This is a genomic window from Providencia sp. wls1914, assembly GCF_009706645.1.
In the GTDB taxonomy this organism is placed as follows: domain Bacteria; phylum Pseudomonadota; class Gammaproteobacteria; order Enterobacterales; family Enterobacteriaceae; genus Providencia; species Providencia zhijiangensis.
Map to the genome: position 1 here is coordinate 748,365 of NZ_WLUN01000016.1, position 23,519 is coordinate 771,883.

The window sequence follows — 23,519 nt, forward strand, 5'->3', positions numbered from 1 at the left end:
GAATCGAATCTACATCAATAACTAATCTCAAATTTTCAATAAAATCATGTGATAGCACAGATATCTCTATAACCCCAAGTCATAGCTTGTTAGAATCGTTTCAGAAACCAAAATGACTGTGATTAAAGTACAGCGACAATCCCCATACCCTATTTTTAAGCGGGTATCTAAATGAATGGAGTTTGCTATGTATCATAAATTACCTATCCAATCTGTCATCTTTGACATGGATGGTTTGCTGATTGACTCGGAACCTTTTTGGGAACAAGGGGAAGATGAAGTTTTTGCAGAGTTAGGCGTCGATTTATCCATTAAGCACACTCTTCCTGACACCCTCGGTTTACGTATCGATCACGTTGTTGAACTTTGGTACAACGCATCTCCTTGGCAAGGTTGTAGTTTAGAAGCAACAAAACAGCGTATCATTGACCGCGTTATTGGTTTAGTGGAAGAAAAACGCCCATTACTGCCAGGTGTACAGCATGCACTTGAACTGTGCCGCTCAATGGATCTGAACATCGCTTTAGCCTCTGCGTCTCCAGATTATATGCTGGAAAAAGTGCTGAACTTATTTGATATCCGCCATTATTTTTCTGCCGTCGTTTCAGCAGCAGACTTACCATTAAGTAAGCCTCATCCCGAAGTGTATTTAAAAGCCGCGGCCGAGTTATCCACCAAGCCTATCCATTGTGCTTCTTTAGAAGACTCCTTTAATGGGATGATTTCTGCAAAAGCGGCAAGAATGCGCTCTATCGTTGTACCTGATAGCAAGCATTTCAATGATCCTCGTTGGGGTCTGGCTGATGTTAAAATCGCCTCATTGAACGATTTACGCCCAGAAAATTTACGTTAATCTTAAAGACGTTAACAAAACACGATTTCCCTTACGTTTTTCACGTAGGGGAAATTTAAAAAAAGTATAAAAACCTACGGTTATTAACTAATAAATAAGAGTTTTTTTAACTCTCCCCTACTACCATATTTCCTGCAAACCCTTTATACTGCCCGCCTACTGTATAGATAAACAGATGGTATTTTATCCACCATGACTGCTGAAGGGCATCTGCTTTTTTCCGTCGCCTCACTTGTAATGGCTCATAAATTGCAAATTACCCCAGAGTTCGCTCAGGGTGATTGGCTGCATATGGTGCCAGGGGTGTTGCTGGGTGCCTTATTGCCGGATATTGACCACCCTTCATCTATCCTCGGGCGGCTTTTTCGCATTATTTCATTACCAATATCAAAACTGTGCGGACATCGCGGGTTCACTCACAGCCTGATTGCTTGGCTCATTTTACTGATCAGCAGCTACCAATGGCTACCTCACTATTGGGACTTACCTAGCGACCTTATCCAAGCGTTCTTATTAGGTTATATGAGTCATTTAGTGGCGGATATGCTGACCCCATCTGGAGTACCTTTTTTATGGCCTCTACCAACACGTTTTTGTTTTCCCATCTTACGCGGTAAGTCCAGTAAACGCGGGGAACGCTTTATTGCCGTGCTTTTGACCGTCTGTGCGGTCTTAATTCCAGCAGGCCATCCCGCTGATTGGTTCCAGCAAATTGAAAGCGCACTAAATTATTTTAATAATCAGATAAATATACACTTACCGACAAAAAGCTCACTTTTGTAATATACTGTAAGCATGAATCAACCTAAATTATAACTTTTGATTATAAGTAATGACTAACTGCAACTGATATCATATAACCAGTTGTTAGAAGAAATGAAATCCTTATACCTATTAAGGATTAACAACAAGAATCATTATGTAAAATAATTACAATTTGGAGTGCGGAATGAATATTCCTCTGATTATCAATGTGCTGGTTTTCGTAGCACTATTAATACTGTTAGCAAAACTCGGATCGAATGGTTGGAGCCTGTCCAAAAAAGTTTTACTGGGTCTCGTATTCGGTGTTGCTTATGGTGTCGGACTTCACCTCGTGTATGGTTCCGGTCACCAAACGGTAAAAGACTCCATTCTTTGGTTTAATATCGTCGGTAATGGTTACGTTCAACTGTTACAAATGGTGATTATGCCTCTGGTGTTCGCCTCTATTCTGAGTGCGGTCGCTCGACTTCATAAGGCATCTTCTTTAGGGAAAATTAGCTTTTTAACCATTGGCACATTGCTGTTTACCACAGCCATTGCGGCTTTAGTGGGTATTTTGATCGCAAACCTGTTCGGCTTAACCGCTGAAGGTCTGGTTCAAGGTCAATCTGAAACTGCACGTCTAGCGGCCATTGAAACAAATTATATTGGTAAAGTCTCAGATTTAACGGTTCCTCAGTTAATCCTGTCCTTTATCCCGAAAAACCCGTTTGCGGATTTAACGGGTGCAAGCCCAACATCTATCATTAGTGTAGTTATTTTTGCTGCCTTCTTAGGAGTAGCTGCGCTGCAACTGTTTAAAGATGATAAAGAGCGCGGTGAAAAAGCATTAGCGGCTATCGATGTTATGCAAGCATGGGCAATGAAACTCGTTCGCTTAGTCATGCGTTTAACCCCTTACGGTGTAATGGCGCTGATGATCAAAGTGGTCGCAAGCTCTAACTTAGCCGATATCATTAACTTAGGAACTTTCGTCGTCGCGTCCTATGTTGCATTAGCTATTATGTTTGTGGTTCACGGTATCTTAGTGGCAACAACAGGCTTAAACCCAATCAAGTTCTTTAAGAAAGCAGGTCCAGTACTGACATTTGCATTCACCAGCCGTTCGAGCGCAGCCAGTATTCCACTGAATATTGAAACGCAAACTCGCCGCTTTGGTGTACCAGAATCCATTGCAAGCTTCTCGGCTTCTTTCGGTGCAACTATCGGTCAAAACGGTTGTGCGGGTATCTACCCTGCGATGTTAGCCGTGATGGTCGCACCAACTATGGGGATCAACCCATTTGACCCTCTGTGGATTGCAACCTTAGTCGGTATCGTGACCATCAGCTCTGCCGGTGTTGCTGGTGTAGGTGGCGGTGCAACCTTCGCCGCACTGATTGTACTGCCAGCAATGGGATTACCAGTCACGTTAGTTGCGCTGTTAATTTCAGTCGAGCCTCTGATTGATATGGGTCGTACCGCTCTGAACGTGAGTGGTTCCATGACAGCGGGTACCGTCACTAGCCAGTTAATGGGCGAAACGGACAAGTCAATCTTCAACCAAGATGACGACGGTGATTTAAAACACGTTTAATCATCCGAATCTCCTAACACTCATTGAAACCTGCCCGTCAAACGGCAGGTTTTTTTGTGTCTGCTATTTTCCATTCTCGATATGTCATCAAACTGCAACAGATTGAAATTTTTACTTTATTTTGACTTGATTGGAAATATAGGTCTTTTACTCTAAAAAATATTGCCAATACGTAAAGCTGCGTAACATAATAGCGGCTGAGCAACATTTTCTTAGGCCTCCTGCCTGTGTTGCGTCTCCCGTTTCCTACGGGAACTATCAACTTCATTGTTAGATTTTTTATATGACCAATATTATTCATATACTAAAAACTGATCCTTCAGATAACCCCTGTGTCAGCTGTGGTGCTTGCTGTGCTTACTTTCGCGTCTCATTTTACTGGGCAGAAGCAGAAGCTGGCGGTGGTTCAGTTCCTCAACATTTAACCGAGCAAATCACCCCCTTTATGAGCTGCATGCAAGGGACAAATCAAAAGCCGAATACCCGCTGTACTGCACTTGGTGGCACCGTCGGGGAATGTGTCTCTTGCTCTATTTATGAACAGCGCCCTACGCCATGCCGAGAATTCGAACAATCGTGGCATAACGGCATCCACAATGAAGCCTGTGACCGTGCTCGCGCAGCCTATGGTTTACCTCCTCTCGAGCCACAGCAACCGCAAATCGCGTGCTAACCGTCAATGACCCAGAGATTTTTCTGGGTTATCTTCTTTACCCTCTCACGCCCTTTCCTACGTAAAATAATCTCATTATTTTCAATAAAATGTGTAAAGAAAGGATAAAACGTGCAGGAAATATGGAGCTTCAGTCAAAGCAGGTAAAAGCCATTGCGAGGGAAATCTAATTGATGAATTATCCTCTCATCACGTTAATGAGGAGATAAAAGATGAACAAATTAAACCAAGGTTTACTTGCTGCCGTTTTACTGTCTGTCGGCTTTGCTGCCGCAGCCGCTAATGTTGATATGAACAAATCACCACGCCATCACGGTGGAAATCATCATAATATGGTGTATAGCGTGACTGAACAAACCACCAAACCGAATGAAACCTTGAAAAAACTGGCGAACGATACGCCTAAAATTGAAGATGGCAAACGCTACATGGTGAAGATGTCTGTCGTGGAAGTACCTGAATTCAAACCAGCACAACCGATGCCAATGCCGGTTCCTGCTACGGCACCCGCAGCTAAATAATGAATGAATGAATGAATGAATGAATGAATCAACCTAAACCATAGGCTGTGCCTGTTACACTGATAATATCAACCTTTTGGCATTGTTAATTAAAAATCAGTATCTTAATAGACACAATAACGTTTAGGTATATCCCTAATTTTAGCCCCTAATGCCATAGGGGCTTTTTTTTAACTAAAATAACCAGCGCAATAGCGCTGTGACTATCGCCGCCGACAAAACAATCACAATAAATGGCTTACGGTACCAAGTCAGGATACCTGCCACCACCACCCCAATTATTTTCGGTAAATCCGATAATTCATTACCTGAAAAGAGCGTTGAGGTCATCGCGACTGAAAATAAAATCACAATGGCGGCAGCTGAAAATAGGGCTTTATTTTGTTCTGTTAAATTGACCCGCCCTTTTAGCAATGCGCCGGATGCCCGCATTAAGTACGTCCCAACCGCTAAAATGAAAATCCCACTGACGATTAACCAAGGATGTTCCATCATCATGATTTCCTTATATAGATAACTAAACTCAACAAGGCCAGTAAAACGGGGATCCCCGCCGGTAATACCGGTGTTGTTACCACAGCAACTACAGCCCCGACTATCGCCGCGAGTCTTAAGTGCTTATCTTTCAAAGCGGGTAAACTCAGCGCTAAGATAATGGCGGGAAACATGGCATCCATCCCTAGCGCATGGGTATCTTGAATAAAGCTTCCCAGAATTTCTCCGATGACCACACCGACAGGCCAGCAGATTAAAATCCCTAATCCGCATAACCAAAATGCGGCGGTTTTCTCGCGTTCACTATCTTGCGCCAAGCCAAAAACCACACTTTCATCATTCATAATGTGATATCCCAGCAGCGACTTTATCCCTTTTCCCGTTAATTCACTGACGGCAAAACTAAATGGAATATGGCGCGAGTTGACTAATAGCCCAGCTAAGGCCGCAGACAGCGGGCTTCCCCCTGAAAATACCACGCCAATAAATAGAAACTCAGATGCACCCGCTAATACAAAAATGGATAGCATTAACGGCACCCACCAATCAAAACCTTGTGAATGAGCTAATGCACCGTAGGAGATCCCCACAATTAAGTCTGCAATACACACCAGTGCAATATTTTTCACTGTGCTATTATGGAGAATAGAAAACTGAAATGAAGATGTCTGCATAGAACGACCGTTCGATATAAAAAACATTCGTTCATTATGTCGTTACTTTAGGCTAAGTGCAATCAAATAGGATGTTAAAGTTGACCTTATTCACGCCCCCTATCGAATTAATCTCAAAATCATTGGCTTGTGAAAGGCAAAAAAGTGGGCTTTCTCTCTCTGAACTTGCGCGTAAAGCGGGAATAGCTAAATCCACACTATCCCAATTGGAAGCCGGTAGCGGCAATCCCAGCATTGAAACCCTATGGGCATTATGTGTTGCTCTGGATATCCCTTTTTCCCGTTTAATTGAAGAAAAACGCGCAGCAGTGACGGTGATCCGCCATGGCGAAGGCACCCCAGTAAGTGCAGAGCACGCCAACTATTTGGCCTATTTGCTCTCTTCTGCGCCCCCTAATTCTCAGCGAGATATTTATACGGTTGTCGCTCAACCCGGTCGTGACCGCGTTTCAGAGCCCCATATGCATGATGTCACTGAGCATATTATTTTGATGTCTGGCAGAGCATTAGTTGGGCCTCTCGACAACCCTGTTGAGCTCAATGTCGGTGACTATATTCACTACCGAGGTGATGAACCCCACATTATGCGCGCGCTTGAACCCAACACCATGGCAGTCATGGTGATTGATAAACAGAATTAATTAGCCCAATAAGCTGGAGGATTTGCTGTGAATTACTATCAAGAAATAACAAACAAAGTCGCCTTATTGCTGGATGAAAACTCCGTTCATAATATGAATGAAATGCTAATGCAGCTTTCTCATGATGATAAGCTTACCCAAGAACAACGCTTCGAGCTGCAACAACGTCTTAGAGACGCTATTTTTGTTCACCATAATTCGTAATAAAATTCCCAATTAACGTTTAATTAAATGGGATTTGGCGGTTCATATCTCGATTTAAAATACAAAAGAAAAGCCTGAGCAATCTATTTATTGCTCAGGCTTAATTTAATAATCGATTATGATGTCGTGAAACCCGAACAGATTATTTACTGCATTAAATCTCATTCTTTTATTAAAACTTATCTTGCTGCAAATAAGACCACGCATATTGCGCATACAGTTCTGCACCTGATGCCATCACATCTTCATCAATATTAAAACAGCCGTGGTGATGTGCCCATTGGGTATCTTTTTCTGGGTTACCGGAACCCAATAATGCAAAACAACCCGGGATGTTTTCCATATAGAAGCTGAAATCTTCCCCGCCTGGTGTTGGTCTTTCTGCCATTAATGCATTTTCACCAAACGCTTCACTGATCACCGACTGTGCCAGTAATGCACTGCGCTCTTCGTTAATCACGGGCAGCGTACCGTAAATATAATCCAGTTCAGCGGTGGCGCCGTACATCGCGGCAGTATGTTCGGCATAACGGCGGATCGCCGCTTCAATACGAGTACGAGTTTCAATATCAAAACAACGTACCGTTCCATCTAGCACCGCATTCTCTGCAATCACATTGAATCGGGTGCCTACTTCCATTTTGCCAATAGTCACAACGGCTGAGTCTAGCGAGGAAGTTTCACGGGAAACCACCGCTTGCAAATTCATCACAAATGACGAGGCAACGATTGCGGCATCAACGGTCGCTTCCGGCATCGAACCATGCCCACCACGCCCTTTAAACTTCACAACCAACAAGTCTGCAGAAGCAAATGTCCCGCCGACATTACACGATACTTTTCCTGAAGGCGTCGTAGACCAGATGTGCATACCAAACACGTTGTCGACATTATCCACTGCGCCTTGTTTTACCATCGCTTTAGCGCCCTGCGCTATTTCTTCAGCCGGTTGAAAAATCAGGCGAATATTTCCTTTTAACTCATCGCGCACTTCATATAACGCTTTGGCTGCGGTTAATAACATCGCTGTATGCGCATCATGCCCACACGCGTGCATCTTCCCTTGATTTGTCGATTTGTACTCAAGGGAATCATTCAATTCCTGAACGGGCAATGCATCGATATCCGCACGTAAGGCAACCGTCTTTCCGGGTTTACCGCCTTTAATGTCCGCAATAATTCCGGTAGGTTCAGTGAGGCGATACTCAATACCAATTTTTGCCAATTCTTCAGCAATACGCTTCGTGGTTCTCACTTCTTCAAAAGGCAATTCTGGATGTGAGTGAAGGTCGCGACGAAAAGTAATCATCGCTTCTGTGTGTTTTTTAATGGATGCTGTGATGCTGTTATTAACCATTGTCCTGTCCTTTTTCTATTCTTTTCGCTTTATTAAACTATTATTTTTCAGCGTGTTAAATTCTAATATTCTATTTATCGTTATGCCGCAACAGGCACAATGTAGGCGACCATAATCCCCGCTAATACCACGGAAACCATCGTGACAGAGATAAAACCACCAACTAGCATTGGCCCTAACATATGGCTAGTTAAAATCTGACGCTCTTTTTCATCTTTGGTCAGTGCATTAATGGCTTCATTGGTAATGATATAATCCGCAGGGAAACCATACAGTGCCGTCAATGAGACCGCGAAAGCCATCTCCTTTGATACACCTAGAATTTTTCCAACAATCCAAGACGCGATAAACATGCCGATGACCGCTGCCACGATCAACACCACCATTGGGTAGACCAATCTCAACAACATATCTGGTGTCGCATGATTTAACGTATCAAAGATAAATAGCATTAATGCCATGATAGCAAAGCCAAAACCGTTCGCTTTTTGCAATGGCTGCCTTTCTAAAAAGCCCATTGACGAGGCAATAACACCAAATAATAAGCACAAAACAAAGGGGCTGATACTGACATAAGGCGCGGCAACGGTAGAAACTAAATAAGCGAGATACCCCACCACCACTAAGCGTAAAAATTGGAAATAACTGGTGTTATAGTGACTCGGAATTCGCTTGAACATGCGAGGCATCGCACTTTCAGATGCCAGTGTTTTGACTTCCACATCATCCGCACCGTCAACAGCCAATGACTCTTTCCATGTACCACTGCGATATTGCTCAAGCACGCGGCGACCTTCACGCTTCAACATAATGGCCGTTAGCGGATAACCGGCAAAACCTTGCATTACATAAATTAAGATGGCAAATACCGAGAGATCCACCAGCCCAGCTTCCGCGGCACCTTTTGACATAATTAATGAAGAGACAATGCCACCGACTAATGGCGGGATTGCCACTAATACTGTATTTAAATCAAATAGCGCTAAACCTACCCCGTAAATAAAGACTATGATCCCCAAAATACCGGATAACGAAATTAAGATAGTCTTCCATTGGTGTAAAAGTTCTTTCAATGAGAGCAATGTACCCATATTTGTAATGAGTAAATACATCAGCATCACGGCGACAACTTTTGGTATTCCCGCAATGCTCACAATATCTTTAGGAAAGAATGTCCAATAACCTAAAAGGAATAATACCGCGCAAACAAACACCGATGGGATCCACGCTTTTGTTCGTACTGCAATGGCATCCCCGATGTACAGTATCCCGACAATTAATAACAGAGCTAACATTTGTGACATAAGTTTTTCCCCGCATTTATTATTTTTATTTATTTCTGTTTTAGTTATTTAATCCATTAATTTTGATATATCAGATTTATTCATTCAAAATAAAGAACGAAATAAAGCCAAATAGCACACATCCATCCAAGCCATTACATTTAATCAACAATTTCATCATAACATTGAATAAATGGATGTATAGATTAAGTTACAGTGTAAGGCTGATAATACACTAGTAAAAAGTCGTAGATTAAAAAGTCATATATGAGGGGAGAGAATGAAAATACAGAACGATAGTTTCGTATTTAGAACCGTTTTTAATAGGATATGTTTTATGCGTTATATTTGATGATAATTCATACTTTTTCAGTGTAGGGGAAACGATAAATTTATAATCTATTGCCCTGATATATATTTTTATGCTTTCACAATTTTGATGCAGTTATATCATGATAAAAAAGGCTCATTATCATAGTTAGTAATATATTCTGCTTTATTTCGCGATCCTCTTTTTTTGCTCAAAATAGAAACAAAAATCGCCTATTCACATCCGCAAATAGGCGATTAATTGTACGAAAATAATAGATGGGAAATAGATACTTAATTAAAGTCCATTATCCTTGAGAGAGCATGTTATGGCACAACATACCGAGTAAGGTAAATAATAAAGCGCCGAGAACATGAATTGCGATTGTGCTAAATGCCACCACCAACTTTCCTTCTTGCAACATCACCAACACTTCCAGAGAAAATGTTGAAAACGTGGTGAATGCGCCACAAAAGCCCGTGACAATAAACAGTTTATAGGCGGGATTAATATTCGCGCTCGCAAAGTAAGAGACAGCAAAACCAATGATAAAACCGCCAACTAAATTGACGAAAACAGTACCAAATGGAATGTGAGGGTGCAGGTTATTCAGCTTTAAGCCAATCAACCATCTTAACCAGCCACCTAAAACGGAACCTAAAGCAATAGAAATGAGGGATGCGTACATTGCCACTTTCCTTACAAGTTAGATGGGAATAAATGCAAGGAAAAGCTCCTGCAGACATTTATGCCCTAAATTCGGGCACATAACCTACGTGCCCATTCAAATGAAAAGGTTTACGTAGGCATCATCAGTCCACATCAAGGACGGTTAAACTAGGAGGAATGCCATCTCCTAACGAGACGTTGATTAAAATAATAAGGCAACTATTTTCTTCATGCAAATCTAATTTGCCAAGCCTATTCCAGATAACGCGGTGTCTATTTACCCTAAATTGGCGCATAATATCCGTAATATCGATAATAGAATTAGATGGATTAGGTCAAATATGGAAACAAAACAGCCCTTATTACAACTTAAGAATATCGGTTTTCAGGTTGGACAGAAGATAATTTTAGATAATGTGCAGATTGACCTATACCCCGGCGAATTTAAATTGGTCACGGGCCCTTCTGGTTGCGGAAAAAGTACATTATTAAAAATTGTCTCTTCACTCATCCCACCAAGTTGTGGTGAAATTCTCTTTGCCGGCGAAAACATCAACGCAATTGCGCCAGAGAAATACCGCCAAGAAGTCTCCTATTGCACTCAAACGCCTGCACTTTTTGGCAATACCGTGTATGACAATCTCTTTTTTCCTTATCAAATACGCAATCAGCCATTTGATAAACAAAAAATCCTTGATGATTTAAGCTATTTTTCACTGCCGGATACCATACTAGAAAAAGGCATTAATGAGCTTTCAGGCGGTGAAAAGCAGCGGGTCTCATTGATCCGTAATTTGCAATTTCTTCCGAAAATCTTATTACTGGATGAAATCACCAGCGCCTTAGATGAACAGAATAAAATCAAAGTGAATGAGCTTATTCATCAATTAGCGGTCAAGAATAATATTGCCGTCCTCTGGGTGACTCATGACCAGGATGAAATTGGCCATGCTGACGATATTATTACCCTTCCCGTACACCATAGCGAAAAATAGGAATTAATCGTGCATCAACCTACTATTTCCAATGAGTCGCTCGCATTTTCTATCATGTTAGTCTTAGTGGCTATTTTTATTAGCCATAAAGAAAAGCTCTCTCTTGAAAAAGATATTATCTGGAGTACATGTCGCGCCATTGTTCAACTATTAATTGCCGGCTATATCCTCAAATATATTTTTCACGTCGACCATAAAGCACTCACAGTTTTATTGGTGCTATTTATCTGTTTTAACGCCGCGTGGAATGCCAAAAAACGCAGTAAATACCTCGATAAGCTATTTCCAACCGCATTAATTGCGATTACTTCAGGTACGTTTTTAACCTTGCTGGTATTAATTCTCACTGAAGCCATCGCATTTACCCCAATGCAAGTGATCCCAATTACAGGGATGATTGCAGGGAATGCCATGATTGCCGTAGGGCTTTGCTTCAATAACTTAGGGCAGCGCTTTAATAGCCAACAACAGCAAATTCAAGAAATGCTTAGCTTGGGCGCCACGCCTAAAATTGCGTCAGCATCCATTATTCGCGAAAGTATTCGCGCATCATTAATCCCTACGGTGGATTCTGCTAAGACGGTTGGGATCGTGAGTTTACCTGGCATGATGTCAGGGCTCATTTTTGCGGGAGTCGATCCTTTACAGGCAGTTAAATACCAAATTATGGTGACATTTATGCTGTTAGCGACAGCAAGTTTATCCACAATTTTGGCTGGGTATTTAACCTACGTGAAGTTTTATAATCAACGCCATCAATTGCGTTTAGATTCTTTAAATAAAAACCTTAAGTAAAAATAGTCAATAGACCAATAATCAGGCTTAATATTTCTACTTTAAGCCTGATTTTATTTATTCTGTTTTACCTACCATGACAGGCATCACCTCAATAAGCTGAGGCTGGCTTTCTCCCGATTCTATCAAGGTAAAAATTTGTTCAAGCATAGCGGGAACATCCTGTTTAACCATCTCAATATCATTCCCAAGTAATGCGACAAACGGATCCCAGTCAAAACACCCCATCGGCGGCTGATGCGCGCCTGTGTGCCCCTCTTTCATTAACCACCTCATCACTCCTTCTAATGAGATAGTCGAGTTGACGAATAGCCCACAAAGTTCAATATATTGAGGGTCTTGCGGATTTTCTTTTTGTAAAAATGAATGCTGCGAAGAATATGTCGAGAGTGCCCGTTCGGCTTTTTCTGGCGCATAACCACAAGTCAAAATATGATGTTGAGGAACCTCTATATTCAAGGAATTATGAGCATCGATAAATCCTCGAATTCGCTCTCGAGTGTTATGCTCCTCTTCTCGCCCTCCCACAAACACCAGTGATTCTGACGATGCGGCTCGTTGCTGCCTTTTGCGCAAAATATTGAGCGTTAACTGCTTTGCACCATGATAATTATCGGAAATCACCGAAGGTGCCAAGGTGCCGGGTAAGTCTAAATTGAGTGTCGGTACACCTGATGCGTGGCAGATTTGTGTAATTTTATCAGGATCGGTTGCCCCCGTTGATATCAACCAATCCACTTGATATGAGAGCATTGCCTTTGCGGCTTCTAACTCTAATTGAGGATCACGGCGTGTACAGGTAACGATAGGAAATAGCCCACGTTCACGCGCCATCTCCTCGAAATGCTCCACAATCGACCCAAAATAACGGTTATCGTATTTAGGAACCAACATCCCAATAATTTTGGATTTATTACTGCGTAATAGACTCGCTTGCTTATTCACCGAATAGTTTTGCTCCTGCGCTATTCGCATAATTTTTTCAGCTAATTGGGTACTAATACGTCTTTTTTGCCAATTTCCATTCAATACAGCGCTAACGGCACTGGCTGAAACCCCTGCCAATTCTGCAAGGTCATAGATCGTGGTTTTCTTGTTTTGTCTGATCTTGCTCACAAATTTATGCCTCCATTTTTTCCTAGCTTGACACCAAAGCGTAAAAGTCGCAATACTGCTCCATCGATTGAGCGACATCGAAATTAACCTAGAATCGAGTTGATATGGCGATTTGCCTGCATTCTCACTCACTGAATACATTCCGCCAAATCCCCTCGTAACTTATTAAAATTACATTAATTTCTAATACTCAGTTTGACTTCTCTATTGATTAACTAACTTATCCGGAGTGAACATCATGGCTATCTCATTAGAAAACAAAGTTGCCGCCATCACAGGTGCGGCTTCTGGTATTGGACTTGAGTGCGCACGTACCCTACTCAAAGCTGGCGCGAAAGTTGTTTTAATTGACCGTGCCGAAGACCGATTAAATCAGTTAGTTGCCGAACTAGGCGACAATGCAATTCCTCTGGTTGTTGATTTAATGAAGCCAGAACAAGTGGATGGCATGTTAGATGCCATTTTAGCCAAAGCGGGTCGCTTAGATATTTTCCACGCTAACGCAGGCGCGTATATCGGTGGCCCAGTCGCAGAAGGTGACCCAGATGTCTGGGATAAAGTATTAAACCTCAACATCAATGCCGCATTTCGCAGCGTGCGCGCCGTTCTCCCACACTTTATTGAGCAAAAATCAGGGGATGTCCTGTTTACTAGTTCAATCGCAGGGATGGTGCCCGTGATTTGGGAACCTATCTACACCGCATCTAAATTTGCAGTTCAAGCGTTTGTCCATTCAACTCGCCGCCAAGTGTCTCAATACGGTGTTCGCGTTGGTGCTGTATTACCAGGCCCTGTTGTCACTGCATTACTGGATGACTGGCCAAAAGAAAAAATGGACGAAGCATTAGCCAATGGCAGCTTAATGCAACCTATCGAAGTCGCTGAAGCGGTTCTATTTATGTTAACTCGTCCAAGAAATATCACCATCCGTGATCTTGTGATCCTACCAAACAGCGTTGACCTTTAATTTTTACCGATAACCATAAAGATTGTGGGAGGACATATGAACAGCCCTACGCAAAGTAAAAATGACGACGTCGTCATTGGTATTGATGTCGGTACAGGCAGCGCGCGTGCAGGTATTTTTGATCTGAGTGGCAACATGCTTGCGTCTGTTAAACACGATATTACGCTCTATCGTGATGGTGCCAATTTCGCAGAGCAATCAAGTAACGAAATCTGGAATGCCGTTTGTTATTGTGTGAAACATGCAATGGCAGATGCCAAAATTGATGCGAAACGTGTCGCAGGAATTGGTTTTGATGCGACCTGCTCTCTGGTTGTTTTAGATAAAAACCAGCAACCTATTTCCGTCAGTCCAAGTGAAGATCCTGAACGCAATATTATTGTTTGGATGGATCACCGAGCCACAGAACAAGCTGAGCGCATCAATAGCCTAAAACACCCGGTATTGAATTATGTTGGCGGCAAGATTTCCCCTGAAATGGAAACCCCAAAAATTCTTTGGCTAAAGGAGAATCGCCGCCAAGCTTATGATAATGCGTGGCAATTTTTTGATTTAGCAGATTTCCTAACGTGGAAATCAACGGGTTCTTTAGCGCGTTCTACATGCACAGTAACCTGTAAATGGACTTATTTGGCCCATGAAAAACGCTGGGATGCTGACTATTTTCGCCAAATTGGTCTCGCTGAATTAGCGGATGAAAACTTTGCTCGCATTGGTCAGGAAATTGTCGAACCAGGTACACCAAATGGAAGCGGCTTAACCGCCCAAGCTGCTGAACAAATGGGATTGTTAGTTGGGACACCCGTTGCCGCAGGAATGATTGATGCTCATGCTGGTGGAATTGGCACAGTTGGGGTGAATGGTGATGCAACTGCAAATATGGCGTATGTTTTCGGTACGTCTTCCTGCACGATGACCACCACCCAAGAACCCGTGTTTATCCCTGGTGTTTGGGGCCCCTATTATTCAGCAATGGTACCGGGTATGTGGCTCAACGAAGGTGGGCAAAGTGCTGCTGGTGCGGCAATTGACCAACTACTTTCTTTACATCCGATGGCTGCACAAGCCAAAGTGATGGCAAAAGAGCAAGGCAAATCATTACCCGTTATGCTGGCGGATAAAGTATTAGAAAAATCAGGTACCCCATCTCAAGCAGTTGAATTAGCTAAAGGTATTCATATTGTTCCTGAGTTTTTAGGCAATAGAGCTCCTTTCGCCGATCCCCACGCGAAAGCCATCATTGCAGGCTTAACGATGGATAACAGCTTTGATAACTTACTTGCATTCTATACCGCCGGTGTTTGCAGTATTGGCTATGGATTACGACAAATCATTGATGCTCAGGCACAATCAGGTGCTGTTATCCAAAATATCGCTATCAGTGGTGGCGCCGGTCAGCACCCGCTGATCCGTCAACTCCTAGCTGATACCTGTAGTGTTCCGGTGATTTCAACTCAAGCGGATGAACCTGTATTATTGGGCTCTGCTATTTTGGGAGCTGTAGCGGGAGGTGTCTGTGAAAATGTTGCACAAGCAATGGCTCAATTTGCAAATATTGATTTAACGTATCAACCTAATGAGCAATTTAAATTACATCATCAAACTCGATTTACTTCTTTCCAGCATTTACAACAATGTGCGAGAGAACTAAAAGGTTAATTGGCGAATTTAAATAGTCAACCAAAGGGATAAGTTTTATTTATCCCTTTTTATTATCTTTAATAAAAAATTAAACAACATTAAAAAAATGAACAAATAATTAATTAACATTGAATTTTAGAATTAATAATAATTATTATAATTAAAATAAAGAAGAATATAAATAGTTATTAGATACATATGAAATAGACGTACTAACACATGATATAGAACATCGAAAACATGCTCCCTACACGCAGAAAACAAGGGAAAGCTAAGATTTACCAGAGAGATCATCTGATGAGATATTTATTTTCATATTTTTTAATATGATAGAATTTCATTAATAATTACAGGGGTTAAATTATGACTTTCACCCTTCAATATTCTTTCCAAGAAATAAATTGCTAACATAATGATATAATAGAAAATACAATTTTAGGGTTAATTTAAAAACCAAAAACTAAAATTATCCGACTAATTTTGATAAAAGATTTATAGTAACTTGTGTACTATTCAAAAAAACAAAAATAGGACCCATCATGACAAATACACAACTACTGTTGCTGGCAACCAACAACATCAAAAATAATACCGAACTCAGCCATTCTCAAGAGTCCTATGTTTACCAATTTTACTATGAAAACGTCGCCAATAAATTCTCAACAATTAAAGAATTTATGCATGAATTCATTGCATTAACTAAAGCTGCCTTAGAAAGTGAAGCGGATTTTCACGCATTAAGCTCACGTATTTACGCCGCTATAGAAGAGTACTTAGGAATAGCGCAAGTCCGCTATATTCAACGTCAAAAATTACTGCAAAAGTAAGTGATTCAAGTAAAAACAGACCTCAAATAGAGGCCTGTCCACTATCCCAATAACTTACTGTTCTTGTAACTCAAGTTCTGCAATCACAGGCAAATGGTCACTGACTTTTGACCATTGAAAGTCTTTACTGTCTGTTGGAATTGTCATGGTTTTCACATCCCATACTTGGCCTTTATAGGTAAAGATATGGTCGATATCAATGGCAGGGTTAACCGCAGGCCATGTGCGATAATTAACCCCTTTTTTCTCAACTGGATCCCAAAAATAGCTGATTTCCTGAATAGGTTGCTCTTTGGCGGTTGAGTTGAAATCCCCAGCGAGAATTTTTATAGAGGCAGCAATATTATCAAAACCGGTTTCGGTATCACCAATCGTCGCATCGAGAATATGACGAACTTGGCCAATGCGGATGGTAGGATCTTTCTGCCAGTCTAAGTGAGTTCCCATGATAATAATGGGGGAATCAAAGCCAGGCTTTGTAATTTGTGATAATAACACCACCCGTTGCTCTGCTCCGCCAGATGGCAAATTCACGACTTGGGATTTCTCAATTTTATATTTTGATAAAATTCCTACACCATATTCACCACCATCAAAATCAAGTGCCTTACCAAATGCAAAATCCATTTTGTTCGCTTTGGCAATTTCCTCTAATTGGTTCACTTTCTTACTGCGCGCAGTTTTATTATCAATTTCAGTTAAGACAATAATATCCGCATCAATCTTAGCGATCGCTTTACTCAATTCATCTAAATTAGCGACATCTGCCGCCAGCTCATTTTTACCAATATTATAAGTAGCAACTTTGATCGTGGGTTTATTTGCAGAATACACCTTGTTCGGCGTTCCGCCATTTTGCACCATTAAAACTTCAGAACCAGTTGTTGCAGCCGTCGCGCCACACGAAACTAAAATTGCGGCAGATATGAGTGTTTTTATTGATTTCATAATGTACTTATCCCCTGTGTAATAACGATATTCAAGTTAAACAAAACATCTATCTCTGCATAAAATCCGAACATGCACGATAGATATAATGAGGAAATTAGCACAGAAAGATAAATAAACAGTGACCTCTACGGCATTCTTATTTCGAGATTAAAAATAACTTTTAACCTTTACGTGATTCTGTGACCCGATACACAATGTAGTGCAACAAATATGGTGATTTCTAACCACTTTGCCTTGCCTCAAATTTATAAGGGAAGACAATTTCATCCTGAATATCGGCAAAGCTTTCTTCAGTATCCCCTAACCATTTTAAGAGTTTTTTCGCGGTATCCCGCGCCATTTTACTGTAATCAATGCGCACAGATGTTAGCGATGGATGAATATGATCGCAATTTTCCGACCCTTCAACGCACACCACCGCCAGCATCTTTGGAATTTTGATTAGCCGCCGCTGACACTCAAACATGACCCCTAAGGCTATCATTTCATGGCTACAAATCACGGCCTCTAATTCTGGTTGACGGGTCAACATTTCGCTAATCGCCTGCCGACCAAAGTCCATGGTTGCCACATAAGGCGTCGTAATGCTTTGCTCAGCACTTAAGTTATGCTTTAACAGAGTATTATTCCAGCCACTCAGTTGCTGCCCCTGCATTTTGCTGTCCATCTGAGCACCAATATAACCAATACGCTGATGGCCTTTTTGCAGTAAATAATGCGTTAGGAAACTGACGGCTTCCCCTAAATTATTTTTTATATTCAGTGTAAAGCGATGAGCGGGATCCCCCGTCACATTAATGACGGGGATTGGCAAATTATTCAGAGTTCCCAAAGCACTTTCAGAATTCATTGCACCAAAAATCACCAATGCGGCGGGGCTACTTTGCAACAGCGTGAGTAACACCTCAGACTCTTTTTTATGCTGATAATCGTGACTACCAATCACAACTTGATAATTATTTTTGTTCAAGACTTCTTGTAAAGCTTGCAGAAAAACTGAGCTTGCATTGTCTCGTAATGATGGGATCAACACTGCAATGGTTCGGCTTTGACCTGATGCTAAAATGCCCGCAGCGGAATTGGGAATGTAACCGAGCTCCTCAACAGCTTCATTGATTTTCTCCCTCAATTTATCCGAGACTAACTCCGGTGTCCGCAAGGCGCGTGATACCGTCATTGAACCGACTCCCGCATATTTCGCGACGTCTTGTAATGTGACTCTGCCTGTATTCTTTCTTTTTCGGGTTTTCTGCATGAAATTACTTTGTTTCGTCTAAACTTATTATTCAACGACGATAACTTATCACAGCTCCGATTTGTTAATTAACTGCCAAATGCACTAAAAATGATTTTATTAACGATATTTAGCCAAAATGATAGCGCTATCACGAAAATGAATAATTCAGCTAGATAGCGCTACCATAGATCACTACTATTCATTCCATTACTAAAACATCTAATAGAATTTCTTTTTTACCAGGAGCCAAGCCAATGCTAACTACGTTACTAACCCCGAATGTGGTTCAGGTGGTTGACAGCGCCAATGACTGGCGTGATGCAATAAAAATTGCCTGTAATCCCTTAATTAATAATAAATTCATCGAACCTCGTTATATTGATGCCATCATTCAATCCCACGAAAAAATCGGCCCTTACTATGTATTAGGCCCGGGCATTGCAATGCCACATGCCCGCCCTGAAGACGGTGTTAACCAGTTATCTCTCGGTTTAACAGTCATTAAACAAGGGGTTGAGTTTGGTTCAGAGGGTAACGATCCAATTAAGTTATTGATTGTTCTTGCAGCAACAGACAGCAACAGCCACATCGGCGCGATTGCAAAACTAGCTGAACTTTTTGATAACCAAGAAGATATTGATAGCATCATGCAATCAGAAAACGTAGATGACATCCTTAACATCATCGCTAAATATGAATAATTGAGTCATAGGTAAATATTATGAAAATCACTGTTGTTTGTGGAAATGGTTTAGGTACAAGTCTGATGATGGAAATGAGCATCAAGACAATTTTAAAAGATCTGCAAGTTGCGGCTGATGTTGACCACGTTGACTTAGGCTCTGCAAAAGGCACTGTGAGTGATATTTTTGTCGGCACCACCGATATCGCAGAACAATTAGTTGCTCAACAAGTTGGTGGCGAAATTGTTGCTCTAGAAAATATGATTGATAAAGTCGCGATGAAAGAACGTCTGAGCGTGGCTTTACAGAAACTCGGCGCGATGTAACCGGAGGCTTCATGGAATTCTTTCGTTTTCTGATGCAAGATGTGCTTTCTGAACCGGCGGTGCTCGTTGGTCTGATTGCACTTATCGGTCTGATTGCCCAAAAGAAACCTATCACTGAATGCATTAAAGGCACCATCAAAACTATCATGGGTTTTGTGATTTTAGGTGCCGGTGCAGGGTTAGTTGTCAGTTCTTTAGGTGATTTCTCCGCAATTTTCCAACACGCATTTGGTATCAATGGTGTCGTGCCGAACAACGAAGCGATTGTGTCTATTGCACAAAAAAGCTTCGGTCGTGAAATGGCCATGATCATGTTCTTTGCGATGTTAATCAATATATTGATTGCTCGCCTGACCCCATGGAAATTTATCTTCCTGACAGGTCACCATACTTTATTCATGTCTATGATGATTGCGGTTATCTTAGCGACCGCAGGTATGGAAGGAACCATGCTCGTTGCTGTTGGTTCATTGATTGTGGGTTTCTGTATGGTGTTCTTCCCTGCGATCGCACACCCGTACATGAAAAAAGTCACTGGTTCTGATGATGTGGCAATTGGTCACTTCTCCACGATTTCTTATGTGTTAGCGGGCTTTATCGGTAGCAAATTTGGTAATAAAGAACATTCTACTGAAGATATGAATGTGCCAAAAAGCTTACTGTTCCTGCGTGATACACCAGTGGCTATTTCGTTCACTATGTTCATTATCTTTATCATTACTTGTTTGTTTGCAGGCAGTGATTTTGTTCGTGAAGTGAGCGGCGGTAAAAACTGGTTTATGTTCTCGTTGATGCAATCCATTACTTTCGCAGCGGGTGTTTACATCATTCTGCAAGGTGTGCGTATGGTTATCGCCGAAATCGTTCCTGCATTTAAAGGGATCTCTGACAAACTGGTGCCAAATGCAAAACCTGCTTTAGACTGCCCAGTGGTCTTCCCTTACGCGCCGAATGCGGTATTAGTTGGCTTCTTAAGCAGCTTTGCAGCGGGTGTATTAGGCATGTTTGTTTTGTATGCGCTGAACATGACGGTAATTATTCCGGGTGTTGTACCACACTTCTTCGTGGGTGCGGCGGCTGGGGTCTTCGGTAACGCAACAGGTGGACGCCGTGGTGCGATTCTTGGTGCCTTTGCTCAAGGTCTGTTGATTACCTTCTTACCTGTATTCTTACTGCCTGTCCTCGGTGACATCGGTATTGCAAATACGACCTTTAGTGATGCCGACTTCGGCGCTATCGGAATTTTATTAGGTATTATCGTTCGATAATTCTTCAACCCTCTGAGTTTATACTCAGAGGGTTTTCCTTCATTCCTGCACTGCCTAACTTACTTTCCCAGCCAAGCACCATCTTTAAATAAGAAGTCCTGCAATAAAAGTAAATCGTCCGGCGTAACGTGGATCCCCCCTTCTCCCGGGATATCAATTTCTGCAATCATAAACAGTGCCAATGTCGTCAAAGATGGCAAAATCACAATGAGCCAGTTTTTACCTTTTGTTCCTCGAATGTTATAGCCTATCAGGACATTCGAGCAGACAGCGAAAAATATCAGTAAGAACCAAGCAGCATTCGGTATTTGGTGTCGCCAGCTCGCCATGGTTTTTTGTTGAGAAACATATAAATCACCAAATGCCGATAAAACCGAAGAGACCACAGGGTTCGGCGATTCTTGAGCCTGCTTCACACCAATTTCCCAAAGTTGCCCTTGTTTAGTCAGCGATGTCATCCGCCATTGGCTATTTTCATCACTGACTCCCGATTTAAAAAATTCGATACGCGCTTCAAGATATTGTTGAATAAGCAATGAGGCTTCCGCCCGCTCATCACCGCTGAGTAATTGGGCTCGCTGATAGGCATTTCCAATCGCAATCGCTTCGTTTTCTTCTGTTTGTTGGCGGTTGTTATAGCCATTGATAGAAATCGATAATACAAAGCCAATCAACAAACCCAATAGCGACAAAATTGCGCCTAAAATAATTTTCGCCTCATCATCCGCTAGTTCTTCATGAGCACTGCGGCGTTTAAAAATATATTTTCCAATATAAGCAGAAATAATTAATAAAACGAAGGTGACAATAAATAACAGAATAGAATCAATGGGCGTATCGTTAATTAACTCAGAGAGGTTAAACATGCGTGGCACCAGAAAAGTTTATTTGCCGATATATAACACGATCAAATCCTGAATATCTATGGAAATTACCTTTTTGTTGGGTATTTTGGTAATAAGCTTCAGGGCTGTTATCCAATAACGATAACTAAAGTTGAAATGACATCAATAAATGAATAGTTTCAGAATTTAAGTATAAAATTTAACTTAATAAAAAATATCGCCATATTCAATCTATGGTGAATATGGCGATTTCAGTATCAAAAGTAGACAGCATTAGAACTAAATCGAATTATAGCTAAGTCGGATTAGCGTTCTTCGTCACGCAGGGTCAGTACTTCATAACCATCTTTAGTGACCAAAATGGTGTGTTCCGACTGCGCAGAAAGCTTTTTATCTCGCGTCACGACCGTCCAACCATCCTTTTTGGTTTTTATTTTCATGCCACCTTGGTTGATCATCGGCTCAATGGTGAATGTCATCCCTTCCTTTAGAACTACACCGCGTCCACGGGTTCCATAATGTAATACTTGCGGATCTTCATGCATTTTCCGACCAATGCCGTGCCCGCAATATTCGCGAACGACGCTATAACCGTTTGATTCCGCATGATGTTGGATAGCAGAACCAATGTCACCTAACGTCGCTCCTGGTTTTACCTGCTTGATCCCTTCCCACATGGCATTATAGGTGTCTTTCACTAATTTTCGGGCTAGTGGGGAAGCCTCTGGCATCACATACATTTTACTTGAATCAGCAATAAAGCCATTTTTCTCAAGGGTAATATCCACGTTGATAATGTCTTTTGGCTTTAAAATTTCATCGATTTTTGGTACACCATGGCAAACAACTTCATTAATTGATGTATTTAGAACATATTGATAACCATATTGGCCTTTACTGGCAGGACGTGCTTGAAGTTCATTCACAATATAGCTTTCGACTTTGTCGTTAATTTCCATCGTGGATATTCCGGGAACGATAAACTCATCCAACATTTTAAAAACGCTGGCAAGTAATCGACCAGATTCTCGCATTAATTCTATCTCTTCAACATTTTTAATCGTGATATTGTCCATTGAGTTTCCTTTTAACTGCCGTTCACGTATTCAGCATTTCGTTAAATAACGTGCTAAAAATCTGACTTAACATAAATTAGCTATGCATATAAATTGGTATGATCATAGCGTATCAATTCATCCCATTAAAGCGCTCCATTATTGAAAGGCACAAAACGGCATAAAATAAATAAGTGATGATTTGTTAAGCTTCAAGGATTGTCTTAGTTACAGCTAGAATCATTGCTGCTAGATTATTAAGTAGAAAATTTAAATTTCTTGCGTTATGAATCAGTTATTGAGACTAATTTGAGGAAACCAATGAAAAAATATTTACTGAGTATTAGTTTAGCCGTCAATGCTGTTTTACTCATTGCACTGATCTCTGTCGCCGTGATGCTATTTAATTTAAAAGCGAAGGTGGATAACGCAATTCAACAAGTGAAAGACGGTGAATATATTGAGTTGGCCAAAGATAATATTTTACCTGACTCTTTAAAAGAACTGTCTAAGATTGATGTCACAGATAAACCTTGTGACTATTTTTATCAGAATGTGGACGTGTTTATCGAATATTTAAAAGATAACCCAGACATTGTAGGCGCAGATATTTATGCCAATCAAATTGCCGCATTAAAACGTAAAATTGAAAAGGCCCCTTCCATTTTTCAAGATAAAGCCTGTGAAAAAGGAATTTCTGGGCTTAATTTTATGATTGAAACTATCTCACCCACTGAATAACAGATACTAACCACCCCCATTTTCATTGAGGGTGGCTTTGCAAATAATCCT

The 23,519-nt window shown here is 41.3% G+C and carries 25 protein-coding genes, 1 pseudogene and 1 riboswitch; of the genes and pseudogenes, 16 read left to right on the forward strand and 10 right to left on the reverse strand.

The window, feature by feature from the left end; genetic code table 11:
* The first annotated feature begins 187 nt into the window (after nucleotides 1–187).
* The 5 genes from hxpB (at nucleotide 188) to GKR74_RS14355 (ending at nucleotide 4,388) form a co-directional block, all read left to right on the forward strand.
* Nucleotides 188–853, forward strand: a complete 666-nt coding sequence (hxpB, locus tag GKR74_RS14335; RefSeq protein WP_132494803.1) for a hexitol phosphatase HxpB — start codon at nucleotides 188–190, stop codon at nucleotides 851–853.
* 192 nt (nucleotides 854–1,045) lie between these two features.
* Nucleotides 1,046–1,636, forward strand: a complete 591-nt coding sequence (locus GKR74_RS14340) for a metal-dependent hydrolase (protein ID WP_154604090.1) — start codon at nucleotides 1,046–1,048, stop codon at nucleotides 1,634–1,636.
* Nucleotides 1,637–1,802: 166 nt separating this feature from the next.
* Nucleotides 1,803–3,194 carry an L-cystine transporter gene (locus tag GKR74_RS14345; RefSeq protein WP_036950508.1) on the forward strand — a complete coding sequence of 464 codons (1,392 nt, stop codon included), beginning with the start codon at nucleotides 1,803–1,805 and terminating at the stop codon, nucleotides 3,192–3,194.
* A 283-nt stretch (nucleotides 3,195–3,477) separates the two neighbouring features.
* Entirely contained in the window at nucleotides 3,478–3,867 is a 390-nt protein-coding gene (locus GKR74_RS14350) for a YkgJ family cysteine cluster protein (RefSeq protein ID WP_036950513.1), read from the forward strand.
* Between the two features lie 212 nt (nucleotides 3,868–4,079).
* A complete protein-coding gene (locus GKR74_RS14355; protein WP_154604091.1) occupies nucleotides 4,080–4,388 on the forward strand; it encodes a hypothetical protein in 309 nt (102 codons plus the stop codon).
* Nucleotides 4,389–4,562: 174 nt separating this feature from the next.
* Here GKR74_RS14355 and GKR74_RS14360 read toward each other — a convergent pair whose 3' ends face one another.
* Both GKR74_RS14360 and GKR74_RS14365 read right to left on the reverse strand, forming a co-directional pair.
* Nucleotides 4,563–4,886, reverse strand: a complete 324-nt coding sequence (locus GKR74_RS14360; RefSeq protein WP_154604092.1) for an AzlD domain-containing protein — start codon at nucleotides 4,884–4,886, stop codon at nucleotides 4,563–4,565.
* A 2-nt stretch (nucleotides 4,887–4,888) separates the two neighbouring features.
* Nucleotides 4,889–5,557 (reverse strand): annotated as a pseudogene (locus tag GKR74_RS14365) (AzlC family ABC transporter permease); the annotation flags it as partial.
* A 71-nt stretch (nucleotides 5,558–5,628) separates the two neighbouring features.
* Between GKR74_RS14365 and GKR74_RS14370 the strand changes: the two are divergent.
* Nucleotides 5,629–6,198 (forward strand): helix-turn-helix domain-containing protein, encoded by a 570-nt coding sequence (locus GKR74_RS14370; protein WP_154604094.1) that lies wholly within the window; start codon nucleotides 5,629–5,631, stop codon nucleotides 6,196–6,198.
* Nucleotides 6,199–6,225: 27 nt separating this feature from the next.
* Nucleotides 6,226–6,402, forward strand: coding sequence for a DUF2526 family protein (locus tag GKR74_RS14375; protein WP_108479034.1), 177 nt, complete (start codon nucleotides 6,226–6,228; stop codon nucleotides 6,400–6,402).
* Nucleotides 6,403–6,574: 172 nt separating this feature from the next.
* Here GKR74_RS14375 and GKR74_RS14380 read toward each other — a convergent pair whose 3' ends face one another.
* The 3 genes from GKR74_RS14380 to crcB form a co-directional block, all read right to left on the reverse strand.
* A complete protein-coding gene (locus GKR74_RS14380; RefSeq protein ID WP_154604095.1) occupies nucleotides 6,575–7,759 on the reverse strand; it encodes a M20 family metallopeptidase in 1,185 nt (394 codons plus the stop codon).
* Nucleotides 7,760–7,839: 80 nt separating this feature from the next.
* Nucleotides 7,840–9,063, reverse strand: coding sequence for a hypothetical protein (locus tag GKR74_RS14385; RefSeq protein WP_154604096.1), 1,224 nt, complete (start codon nucleotides 9,061–9,063; stop codon nucleotides 7,840–7,842).
* A gap of 596 nt (nucleotides 9,064–9,659) precedes the next feature.
* Nucleotides 9,660–10,040, reverse strand: a complete 381-nt coding sequence (gene crcB, locus GKR74_RS14390) for a fluoride efflux transporter CrcB (RefSeq protein WP_006659423.1) — start codon at nucleotides 10,038–10,040, stop codon at nucleotides 9,660–9,662.
* Nucleotides 10,041–10,148: 108 nt separating this feature from the next.
* A riboswitch (Fluoride riboswitch) is annotated at nucleotides 10,149–10,218 on the reverse strand.
* Between the two features lie 144 nt (nucleotides 10,219–10,362).
* Here crcB and fetA point away from each other — a divergent pair.
* Together fetA and fetB are read left to right on the forward strand one after the other, a co-directional pair.
* Complete coding sequence (gene fetA, locus GKR74_RS14395; protein ID WP_154604097.1) at nucleotides 10,363–11,016, forward strand: iron efflux ABC transporter ATP-binding subunit FetA; 654 nt, start codon at nucleotides 10,363–10,365, stop codon at nucleotides 11,014–11,016.
* A gap of 9 nt (nucleotides 11,017–11,025) precedes the next feature.
* Nucleotides 11,026–11,811, forward strand: coding sequence for an iron efflux ABC transporter permease subunit FetB (gene fetB, locus GKR74_RS14400; protein ID WP_336431335.1), 786 nt, complete (start codon nucleotides 11,026–11,028; stop codon nucleotides 11,809–11,811).
* A 57-nt stretch (nucleotides 11,812–11,868) separates the two neighbouring features.
* On the opposite strand, the gene GKR74_RS14405 is transcribed toward fetB, so the two are convergent.
* Entirely contained in the window at nucleotides 11,869–12,927 is a 1,059-nt protein-coding gene (locus tag GKR74_RS14405; protein WP_336431336.1) for a LacI family DNA-binding transcriptional regulator, read from the reverse strand.
* Between the two features lie 238 nt (nucleotides 12,928–13,165).
* Between GKR74_RS14405 and GKR74_RS14410 the strand changes: the two genes are divergently transcribed.
* From GKR74_RS14410 to GKR74_RS14420, 3 genes are all read left to right on the forward strand, one after another.
* The gene (locus GKR74_RS14410) at nucleotides 13,166–13,894 is read left to right on the forward strand and encodes an SDR family oxidoreductase (RefSeq protein ID WP_154604099.1); all 729 of its coding nucleotides are present in this window, start codon (nucleotides 13,166–13,168) and stop codon (nucleotides 13,892–13,894) included.
* Nucleotides 13,895–13,930: 36 nt separating this feature from the next.
* A complete protein-coding gene (locus GKR74_RS14415; protein WP_154604100.1) occupies nucleotides 13,931–15,553 on the forward strand; it encodes an FGGY-family carbohydrate kinase in 1,623 nt (540 codons plus the stop codon).
* Nucleotides 15,554–16,074: 521 nt separating this feature from the next.
* On the forward strand, nucleotides 16,075–16,362 hold the full coding sequence (locus tag GKR74_RS14420; protein ID WP_154604101.1) for a hypothetical protein: 288 nt from the start codon (nucleotides 16,075–16,077) through the stop codon (nucleotides 16,360–16,362).
* A 54-nt stretch (nucleotides 16,363–16,416) separates the two neighbouring features.
* Here the strand turns inward: GKR74_RS14420 and GKR74_RS14425 are convergent, their stop codons facing one another.
* Together GKR74_RS14425 and GKR74_RS14430 are read right to left on the reverse strand one after the other, a co-directional pair.
* Complete coding sequence (locus GKR74_RS14425) at nucleotides 16,417–17,310, reverse strand: endonuclease/exonuclease/phosphatase family protein (RefSeq protein WP_154604102.1); 894 nt, start codon at nucleotides 17,308–17,310, stop codon at nucleotides 16,417–16,419.
* A 223-nt stretch (nucleotides 17,311–17,533) separates the two neighbouring features.
* Complete coding sequence (locus GKR74_RS14430; RefSeq protein WP_154604103.1) at nucleotides 17,534–18,568, reverse strand: LacI family DNA-binding transcriptional regulator; 1,035 nt, start codon at nucleotides 18,566–18,568, stop codon at nucleotides 17,534–17,536.
* 236 nt (nucleotides 18,569–18,804) lie between these two features.
* Between GKR74_RS14430 and GKR74_RS14435 the strand changes: the two genes are divergently transcribed.
* From GKR74_RS14435 to GKR74_RS14445, 3 genes are read left to right on the forward strand one after another with little or no spacing between them, the layout of a single operon-like run.
* Nucleotides 18,805–19,251, forward strand: coding sequence for a PTS sugar transporter subunit IIA (locus GKR74_RS14435; protein WP_036953691.1), 447 nt, complete (start codon nucleotides 18,805–18,807; stop codon nucleotides 19,249–19,251).
* A 20-nt stretch (nucleotides 19,252–19,271) separates the two neighbouring features.
* A complete protein-coding gene (locus GKR74_RS14440) occupies nucleotides 19,272–19,559 on the forward strand; it encodes a PTS sugar transporter subunit IIB (protein WP_006659412.1) in 288 nt (95 codons plus the stop codon).
* Between the two features lie 11 nt (nucleotides 19,560–19,570).
* Complete coding sequence (locus GKR74_RS14445; protein WP_154604104.1) at nucleotides 19,571–20,827, forward strand: PTS ascorbate transporter subunit IIC; 1,257 nt, start codon at nucleotides 19,571–19,573, stop codon at nucleotides 20,825–20,827.
* Between the two features lie 59 nt (nucleotides 20,828–20,886).
* On the opposite strand, the gene GKR74_RS14450 is transcribed toward GKR74_RS14445, so the two are convergent.
* Both GKR74_RS14450 and map read right to left on the reverse strand, forming a co-directional pair.
* Nucleotides 20,887–21,693: a bestrophin-like domain gene (locus tag GKR74_RS14450; RefSeq protein ID WP_154604105.1), complete on the reverse strand. Its 807-nt coding sequence runs from the start codon at nucleotides 21,691–21,693 to the stop codon at nucleotides 20,887–20,889.
* A 284-nt stretch (nucleotides 21,694–21,977) separates the two neighbouring features.
* The gene (gene map, locus GKR74_RS14455) at nucleotides 21,978–22,748 is read right to left on the reverse strand and encodes a type I methionyl aminopeptidase (RefSeq protein WP_154604106.1); all 771 of its coding nucleotides are present in this window, start codon (nucleotides 22,746–22,748) and stop codon (nucleotides 21,978–21,980) included.
* A 300-nt stretch (nucleotides 22,749–23,048) separates the two neighbouring features.
* Between map and GKR74_RS14460 the strand changes: the two genes are divergently transcribed.
* Nucleotides 23,049–23,468 carry a hypothetical protein gene (locus GKR74_RS14460; RefSeq protein WP_154604107.1) on the forward strand — a complete coding sequence of 140 codons (420 nt, stop codon included), beginning with the start codon at nucleotides 23,049–23,051 and terminating at the stop codon, nucleotides 23,466–23,468.
* Nucleotides 23,469–23,519 lie beyond the last annotated feature (51 nt).

What these genes read in the sequence shown, in the direction of transcription:
- GKR74_RS14415 (WP_154604100.1), top strand. Translation starts at nt 13,931, where the DNA reads ATGAACAGCCCTACGCAAAGTAAAAATGACGACGTCGTCATTGGTATT.
- GKR74_RS14370 (WP_154604094.1), top strand. Translation starts at nt 5,629, where the DNA reads ATGTTAAAGTTGACCTTATTCACGCCCCCTATCGAATTAATCTCAAAA.
- GKR74_RS14340 (WP_154604090.1), top strand. Translation starts at nt 1,046, where the DNA reads ATGACTGCTGAAGGGCATCTGCTTTTTTCCGTCGCCTCACTTGTAATG.
- map (WP_154604106.1), bottom strand. Translation starts at nt 22,748, where the DNA reads ATGGACAATATCACGATTAAAAATGTTGAAGAGATAGAATTAATGCGA.
- GKR74_RS14445 (WP_154604104.1), top strand. Translation starts at nt 19,571, where the DNA reads ATGGAATTCTTTCGTTTTCTGATGCAAGATGTGCTTTCTGAACCGGCG.
- GKR74_RS14450 (WP_154604105.1), bottom strand. Translation starts at nt 21,693, where the DNA reads ATGTTTAACCTCTCTGAGTTAATTAACGATACGCCCATTGATTCTATT.
- GKR74_RS14460 (WP_154604107.1), top strand. Translation starts at nt 23,049, where the DNA reads ATGAAAAAATATTTACTGAGTATTAGTTTAGCCGTCAATGCTGTTTTA.
- GKR74_RS14380 (WP_154604095.1), bottom strand. Translation starts at nt 7,759, where the DNA reads ATGGTTAATAACAGCATCACAGCATCCATTAAAAAACACACAGAAGCG.
- GKR74_RS14350 (WP_036950513.1), top strand. Translation starts at nt 3,478, where the DNA reads ATGACCAATATTATTCATATACTAAAAACTGATCCTTCAGATAACCCC.
- GKR74_RS14360 (WP_154604092.1), bottom strand. Translation starts at nt 4,886, where the DNA reads ATGATGATGGAACATCCTTGGTTAATCGTCAGTGGGATTTTCATTTTA.
- hxpB (WP_132494803.1), top strand. Translation starts at nt 188, where the DNA reads ATGTATCATAAATTACCTATCCAATCTGTCATCTTTGACATGGATGGT.
- GKR74_RS14430 (WP_154604103.1), bottom strand. Translation starts at nt 18,568, where the DNA reads ATGCAGAAAACCCGAAAAAGAAAGAATACAGGCAGAGTCACATTACAA.
- fetA (WP_154604097.1), top strand. Translation starts at nt 10,363, where the DNA reads ATGGAAACAAAACAGCCCTTATTACAACTTAAGAATATCGGTTTTCAG.
- GKR74_RS14435 (WP_036953691.1), top strand. Translation starts at nt 18,805, where the DNA reads ATGCTAACTACGTTACTAACCCCGAATGTGGTTCAGGTGGTTGACAGC.
- GKR74_RS14420 (WP_154604101.1), top strand. Translation starts at nt 16,075, where the DNA reads ATGACAAATACACAACTACTGTTGCTGGCAACCAACAACATCAAAAAT.
- GKR74_RS14440 (WP_006659412.1), top strand. Translation starts at nt 19,272, where the DNA reads ATGAAAATCACTGTTGTTTGTGGAAATGGTTTAGGTACAAGTCTGATG.
- GKR74_RS14345 (WP_036950508.1), top strand. Translation starts at nt 1,803, where the DNA reads ATGAATATTCCTCTGATTATCAATGTGCTGGTTTTCGTAGCACTATTA.
- GKR74_RS14410 (WP_154604099.1), top strand. Translation starts at nt 13,166, where the DNA reads ATGGCTATCTCATTAGAAAACAAAGTTGCCGCCATCACAGGTGCGGCT.
- GKR74_RS14425 (WP_154604102.1), bottom strand. Translation starts at nt 17,310, where the DNA reads ATGAAATCAATAAAAACACTCATATCTGCCGCAATTTTAGTTTCGTGT.
- GKR74_RS14385 (WP_154604096.1), bottom strand. Translation starts at nt 9,063, where the DNA reads ATGTCACAAATGTTAGCTCTGTTATTAATTGTCGGGATACTGTACATC.
- crcB (WP_006659423.1), bottom strand. Translation starts at nt 10,040, where the DNA reads ATGTACGCATCCCTCATTTCTATTGCTTTAGGTTCCGTTTTAGGTGGC.
- GKR74_RS14355 (WP_154604091.1), top strand. Translation starts at nt 4,080, where the DNA reads ATGAACAAATTAAACCAAGGTTTACTTGCTGCCGTTTTACTGTCTGTC.